General features: G+C 59.8%; 5 protein-coding genes and 1 pseudogene. 4 read left to right on the top strand and 2 right to left on the bottom strand.

Translation table 11 applies throughout. From position 1 onward, the window contains the following. Positions 1-1,077, bottom strand: a 1,077-nt coding sequence (locus HHJ19_RS12450) for an HAD-IC family P-type ATPase (protein ID WP_296907831.1), incomplete at its 3' end; no start/stop codon positions are given. A 938-nt stretch (positions 1,078-2,015) separates the two neighbouring features. Between HHJ19_RS12450 and HHJ19_RS12445 the strand changes: the two genes are divergently transcribed. Both HHJ19_RS12445 and HHJ19_RS12440 read left to right on the top strand, forming a co-directional pair. Continuing rightward, entirely contained in the window at positions 2,016-2,966 is a 951-nt protein-coding gene (locus tag HHJ19_RS12445; protein WP_296907830.1) for a YbaY family lipoprotein, read from the top strand. Further along, a complete protein-coding gene (locus HHJ19_RS12440) occupies positions 2,963-4,438 on the top strand; it encodes a carboxylesterase family protein (RefSeq protein ID WP_296907828.1) in 1,476 nt (491 codons plus the stop codon). The genes HHJ19_RS12445 and HHJ19_RS12440 overlap by 4 nt, the downstream gene beginning before the upstream one ends. A 241-nt stretch (positions 4,439-4,679) precedes the next feature. Here the strand turns inward: HHJ19_RS12440 and HHJ19_RS12435 are convergent, their stop codons facing one another. Then, positions 4,680-4,868: a hypothetical protein gene (locus HHJ19_RS12435; protein ID WP_296907832.1), complete on the bottom strand. Its 189-nt coding sequence runs from the start codon at positions 4,866-4,868 to the stop codon at positions 4,680-4,682. A gap of 46 nt (positions 4,869-4,914) precedes the next feature. Between HHJ19_RS12435 and HHJ19_RS12430 the strand changes: the two are divergent. Continuing rightward, positions 4,915-5,257: pseudogene (locus HHJ19_RS12430) on the top strand (Tn3 family transposase). Between the two features lie 50 nt (positions 5,258-5,307). After that, positions 5,308-5,948, top strand: a 641-nt coding sequence (locus tag HHJ19_RS12425; RefSeq protein ID WP_296907825.1) for a heparan-alpha-glucosaminide N-acetyltransferase, incomplete at its 3' end; no start/stop codon positions are given.

Below are 5,948 nucleotides of genomic sequence, written 5' to 3'. Positions count from 1 at the left end.
GCTTTCGCCTGCCGCGAGCAGGCACTCTGCCTGCATGCGGTTTTGCGTCAGCGTGCCGGTTTTATCCGAGCAGATGGTGGTGACCGACCCCAGTGTTTCGACAGATGGCAGGCGACGAATCAGTGCGTTGAAGGAAACCATCTTGCGCGCTCCGAGCGCGAGCAGCACCGTCACCACGGCCGGCAGCGCCTCCGGAATGGCCGCGACTGCCAGGCTCACGGCGACCAGGACCATCTGCAATGGCGACTCGCCGCGCAGCACTCCCACCGCAAAGATGACCGCGCAGATTGCCAGTACGGCCAGCGCCACCCGCTTGCCAAACGCGGCGAGGCGCAGCTGCAGCGGTGTGCTGCGGTCAGTGTCCTGCTCCAGCAGTCGGGCCACCTTGCCCAGTTCAGTGGACATGCCGGTCGCCACGACCAATCCGCGGCCGCGTCCGTGCGTGGCTGTGGTTCCCTTGAAGGCCATGTTGAGCCGGTCCCCCAGCGCATGCACCGCGCCAGAGAGTATTCCGGCCTGCTTGGCTACCGTGACAGATTCACCGGTAAGAGCCGATTCATCGACTCTCAGCTGTGCGATGTCGATCAGCCGCAGGTCGGCAGGCACCTGGTTGCCAGCCTCCAGCAACACGATGTCGCCCGGCACCAAGGCTTGCGCCGGAACCTGTTGCAATTGGCCGCTGCGCAGCACGGTAGCCTGGGCGGCTGCCAGGCGCTGCAGCGCCGCCAGCGCCTGGTCGGCGCGCCAGGCCTGTACCAGTCCGATGGCCGCATTGAGCAGCACGATGACCAGAATCACCAGGGTATCGATCAAATCGCCGATTACGCCCGAAATTACCGCCGCTGCGACTAACACCAGGATCATGAAGTCGTTGAACTGATCGATCACCAGCGACCACAGGCTGCGGCCGCTGCTCGTGGGCAGTTCGTTGGCGCCATGCAATAAAGTGCGCTGGCTGACTTGATGTGCTTGCAGGCCGCTGGCGGGGTCAACCTTGTGCTCGCGTGCGAGCTCATGCACATCGCGCAAGTGCCAGTCGCCATTTGTGACGGATGAAAAAGGTATTTTTTCAGGCATCTCGCATGTATAGCACGCGGGGACTGGACAGATCCACCACCTCACTGACCAGGTAGCCTGGCAGCACCATGGTTCAGCACAGACGGTATCTGTTTGCTGTGGCAGGCCGGTTAACGGTTACTGGTTGCGGGACATGCTCGTCAGCGGCATGGCACATCGGGAGGACGCGACAACCTGCCGCGGGGAGTATTTCATCGGCCTGCCAGGGCGCAATGGAACGTAAAATCCAGCTAAGGCGGCGTCTACCTCATTCACTATTCGTTTCGCCACTGGGAAACCGTGGACAAATTATCCTTTTGTAACGATAGCTCACTGGTCATCTGTCAAGGCTTGTAGCGTTGCAAAATTTCTTGCCATAGGCCCTCGAATTGCAACAGATTGGTGCACCAGAAGTTGAGTAATTAACCTGAAAAGTCGTGTGTCTGACAACGCTGAGCCCAATGCTGCCTAAAGGAGTTTTTCGCTCCGCTACTTTTTAAACCCTAGTCCTTGACCGATAGCGATTCACCCTACATTTCGAGTCACACCCACCGCATTGGTCGGCAACTCAGTGTCGGGCCCACCGATACGCTGGTATGCAGTTGACAAAGCAACGGTAGGGCTGTAAAAACTCCGCAATACCATTCAGCATGACTCCCTCATCTGCGGGAAGTTGAGCTGCCTGAGGCTATCGAACACTTGAATGAAAAGAATCCGGACTCCTCGCTGAAAATGAAATTTTTACGGGAACTCAGGCAATGCAAGGCAATCCCAAAGCCGGCCAGCCCCCTTGGGGGTCAAACTGCGCTCAGGAGATGTCCGGTCATACGCGGGGCAAGAGCAGTTTGCGGACAAGTTATGGGTTTAAAGCGTGAACTCTCTTCGCTGGGGTCATTCGCATCATGTCGAAGGCTGATAGCGCCACCCACATTTTTTATCAATTAGAACCCGTGTAGAAAATGCCCTCAAGCAACTGCCTAACCGCCGAATTCTTTGGCACCATGTGGCTCGGTCCCGGGGGTTGCGGCAGTTCGGCATCTGCCGCTGCATTTGCGGGACTGGGGATAGGCTTTGCTGGCGTCTCGCTCGCTTTCAGCCTGACCGTTCTCACGATGACCTATGCTATCGGCCACGTTTCCCGCAGGCTTGAGCCAACTGGCCTTGGCCAAGCGAAGCAGATTCCTCAGCGCTGGTGGCGCTGGGCAGTGCTGATCGGCCTCCTGCAGACAGTACCTGTTTGGGCCGCATCTGTTGAAGGCGAAGCGCTCTATCAAGAACGCATCATGCCACCTGCAGGTGCCGTGCTCGTCGTGAGCCTCGAGGACACCGCTCGCGCCGATGCGCCGGCGACCGAGCTGGCGTCGTCCCGCTTGCGACTGGCAGCCGGGCCGCCGTATCGCTGGCGGCTCGACTATGACGAGCGCCTGGTCACTTCCACGAGTCGCACTGTGCTGCGAGCCCGAATCGAAACGCCGCAGGGGCTGTGGATGTCGACGGACACGGTGGTGCCCGCGTCGACACCGGCCCCTGTTTTGCAGCTGCGCATGGTGAAAATGAATGCGGGTCGATGCGCAGGCGCCGACACTCAAGGGGGCATGAATGACTGTGCGTATGAAGAGTTTCTTGAAGCGTCGGCAGGGATGAGCCGGCAGTTGCGCCTCATCGAAACAGCGCTGACATCAGCGCAGCGATCGCAGTGGCGGCAGGTGCAAAAATCTTGGCTGGCATACAGCACCAAAACTTGCCAATTCGAGGCGAGCCCGGTCGGAAACGGAACTGCCCGATCCATGGTCCAGTGGCAGTGCTCCGACAGGATGACAAGGCAGCGCACTGCAGAGTTGCTCCGTCTGACTGCGTGCCCCGAAGGTGACCTTGCCTGTCCGGTCCCCCGACTGCAAAGGGCACCATGATTCGACGACTTTGGTCGAACGCCAACCTCGTGCTGGCGCTCCTGATCGCTGTGCCAATGGCTTGCTTGGCCCAGGCACCCATGGCCGTGACAGCGTCCGGACCCGTTCAAGGGCTGGAGGCCAAGGGCATCAACATCTTTCGCGGTATTCCCTTCGCGGCGCCGCCGGTTGGCGCCCTGCGCTGGCGCGCACCGCAGTCCACCGTGAAATGGACTGCGGTCAGGCAGGCTACCACTGCCGGCCCTTCCTGCATGCAGACGCGTGGCATATCACTGGAAAACGGCGGTGATCCAGGTAGGCTGGACGAGGATTGTCTTTATCTAAACGTCTTCAGCCCGCGTGTCGAACGGACCGCCCGGTTCCCTGTGATGGTGTGGATTCACGGCGGCGCCCTCATTTTTGGCAGCGGTGGACTTCCCATCTACGATGGAAGCGCGCTGGCTCGCCGCGATGTTGTGGTGACGATCAACTACCGCCTTGGTGCGTTTGGTTTTTTCGCGCACAAGGGACTTGACCAGGAGACCCCGGGTGGCCCGGTCAACTTCGGCCTACTCGATCAGATTGCAGCCTTGCGCTGGGTTCAATCGAATATCGATGCCTTCGGCGGCGACCCCGCCAGAGTAACCATCGCAGGCCAGTCCGCCGGGGCCCAGAGCGTTCTTGCGCTGATGGCCTCGCCATTGACCGCAGGGCTGTTCAGCGGCGCCATCGCCCAAAGCCCTTACGGGATCCCTAGCCACTCACGCGCCAAAGCCCAAGAAACAGGCGTCGCGCTCGCTATTGCCATGGGGCTTCCGGGTGCCCAGGCAAGCGCGGCATCCTTGAGGAGCATTCGGGCGGATCGCCTGGCCGAGCGTGGGCAAAAGATATCGCTTGCCCCCAGCTTCATTGTTGGCGACGAGGCCATCCCTATGCCCCTCCTCGAAGCCTTTCAAAAAGGGCGAGAGCATCCGGTTCCGCTCATCATCGGCAACAACAGTGACGACGCCAGCGTGGTGGAGTCGTTCGGCGTCGATCCTGCCGTTCTGGTGCAGAAAATGGGCAAGGCGCGCATTTTTGTTCGATCTTTGTACCCTGGCGTCTCCGACCAGAGCCAGCTCGGCCGCGAAGTGGCACGCGATGCACTTTTCACGGCATTCGGGCGGCGTATTGCGTATCTGCACAGCACCAAGGCACCGACTTGGCGCTACTACTTCAATCACGTCGGCCCTAACGCAAGTACCGGCGTGGTCCCCCCTCCCCCCCCGCCCCCCCCCCGGGCCCCGCGCCGGACCGGCGATCGTTGGGCCGCGTTTGTGCGCAATCACAGGCCGGCCGGGGAGGTCGAGTGGCCCGTTGACGACCGTCAACGGGGTCAGGTCCTCGAAATCGGAGACGAAGAGACAGCGCGGCCCGGCTTTATGGCGTCCCGAGTCAACGCCTTCATCGCTGCGCTCAACTTTGCAGGGCGCAGAAGCAAGAAGGACCAATAGGAGTCTGGGCGCCAGAAGAATTTTAATTAGTGCGGATTGGTTCATGGCGGCCCAATCCGGCCTGGCAGATGGTGAACATGTTTGTGAGCTGCATCGGTACTGTCGGCGAAGCCTGGTTCAAGCTCGCTTAAAAACGTCATGGTTGGAGTCGCTTCAGAATTCAGAATTCAAAGCATGCAAGCGAAGTTCTCCGCCTGTAAAAGTCGGTCCTTTATAGCCGTTCAACGCGAAGGTACGCCTGTTAGGGCCCATCGGCCAAGTTCTGATCGACGCCAAACAGTCGGGCCGCGACCCGTTTGCTGCCATTGAGGCCGTCATGTCCTGAGCCCCTTTCGCCGAGAGCGTCCCCAAGGCGCAGACGCTCGCCCAGCTCGAGGACTTCGATTTTCTGCACCGCATCGGCGAGAGTTACGCCACCTTGCGCCGCCACGCTGTTCATCCTGGACTGGCTACAAAGCATAGAACTGCGTCGCCGTGTGTATGCCGGGCTGAACAACGGCGAAGCCCGCAACGCGCTGGCACGCCGCGTTCCGCAACCGGCTGGAGGAAATCCGCGAGCGCAGCTTTGAGCCGCAGCGCTACCGGGTCAGTGGCCTCAATCGGGTTACGGCGGCCGTTCTGCTGTGGAACACCAGGATGAACAGCGTGGCGGCGCATGCGTTGCGTGGCAATGGTCATGCCGTCGATGACGCGCTGTTTCAATATCTGTCGCCGCTGGGTTGGGAGCACCTCAATCTGAACGGCGATTGCCTCAGGCGCAGCAGCGCCAAGATCGGCGCGGACCAGTTCAGGCCGCTACGTCCAATCTCCGGGCTTTAGCGTGCGATTTTTTCCGCTTTCTGAGGTAACCCCTGCTTAAACTAGCTGCCATGCAGATCCAACGCTTTAACGCCCTCGATTCCCTTCGCGGTATTGCGATCATCTGGATGACGGCCTACCACTTCTGTTTTGACTTGAACCATTTCGGCTACCTCAGGCAAGACTTCCACGATGATCCGTTCTGGACCTGGCAACGCACGGCCATTGTCAGCCTGTTTCTATTCACGGCTGGCCTGGGACAGGTCATTGCGGTCAGCCAGGGGCAAAGCTGGCAAAGGTTTTGGCGGCGCTGGGGACAGGTTGTCGGTTGCGCACTGCTGGTCAGTGCGGGCTCTTACGCGATGTTTCCGCAAAGCTTCATTTATTTTGGCGTCTTGCATGGCATGGCTGTGATGCTGCTCATCGTTCGCCTGACAGCCGCTTGGGGTGCCTGGCTGTGGATATTGGGAAGCCTGGCATTTGCTATGAAATTCATAGCTATATATGCCCATACTTATTGGACAGGGGTCGAGTTTCTCAATCAAAACTATTTTAACTGGCTGGGACTGATCAGCCGTAAGCCGATTACCGAGGACTATGTGCCCATCATTCCCTGGCTGGGCGTGATGTGGTGGGGCGTGGCAGCGGGCATCTGGTCGCTACGTCAGCGCCCTCACTGTTTCGGCGTGGAAACAGTAGTCGCCTGCCGTAC

It is taken from the genome of Polaromonas sp. (assembly GCF_012927415.1).
Lineage (GTDB): Bacteria > Pseudomonadota > Gammaproteobacteria > Burkholderiales > Burkholderiaceae_C > Polaromonas.
This window is presented reverse-complemented; position numbering and strand designations above follow the sequence as displayed.

Coding starts and splice junctions, on each gene's coding strand:
- HHJ19_RS12445 (WP_296907830.1), top strand. CDS start 2,016: ATGCCCTCAAGCAACTGCCTAACCGCCGAATTCTTTGGCACCATGTGG.
- HHJ19_RS12440 (WP_296907828.1), top strand. CDS start 2,963: ATGATTCGACGACTTTGGTCGAACGCCAACCTCGTGCTGGCGCTCCTG.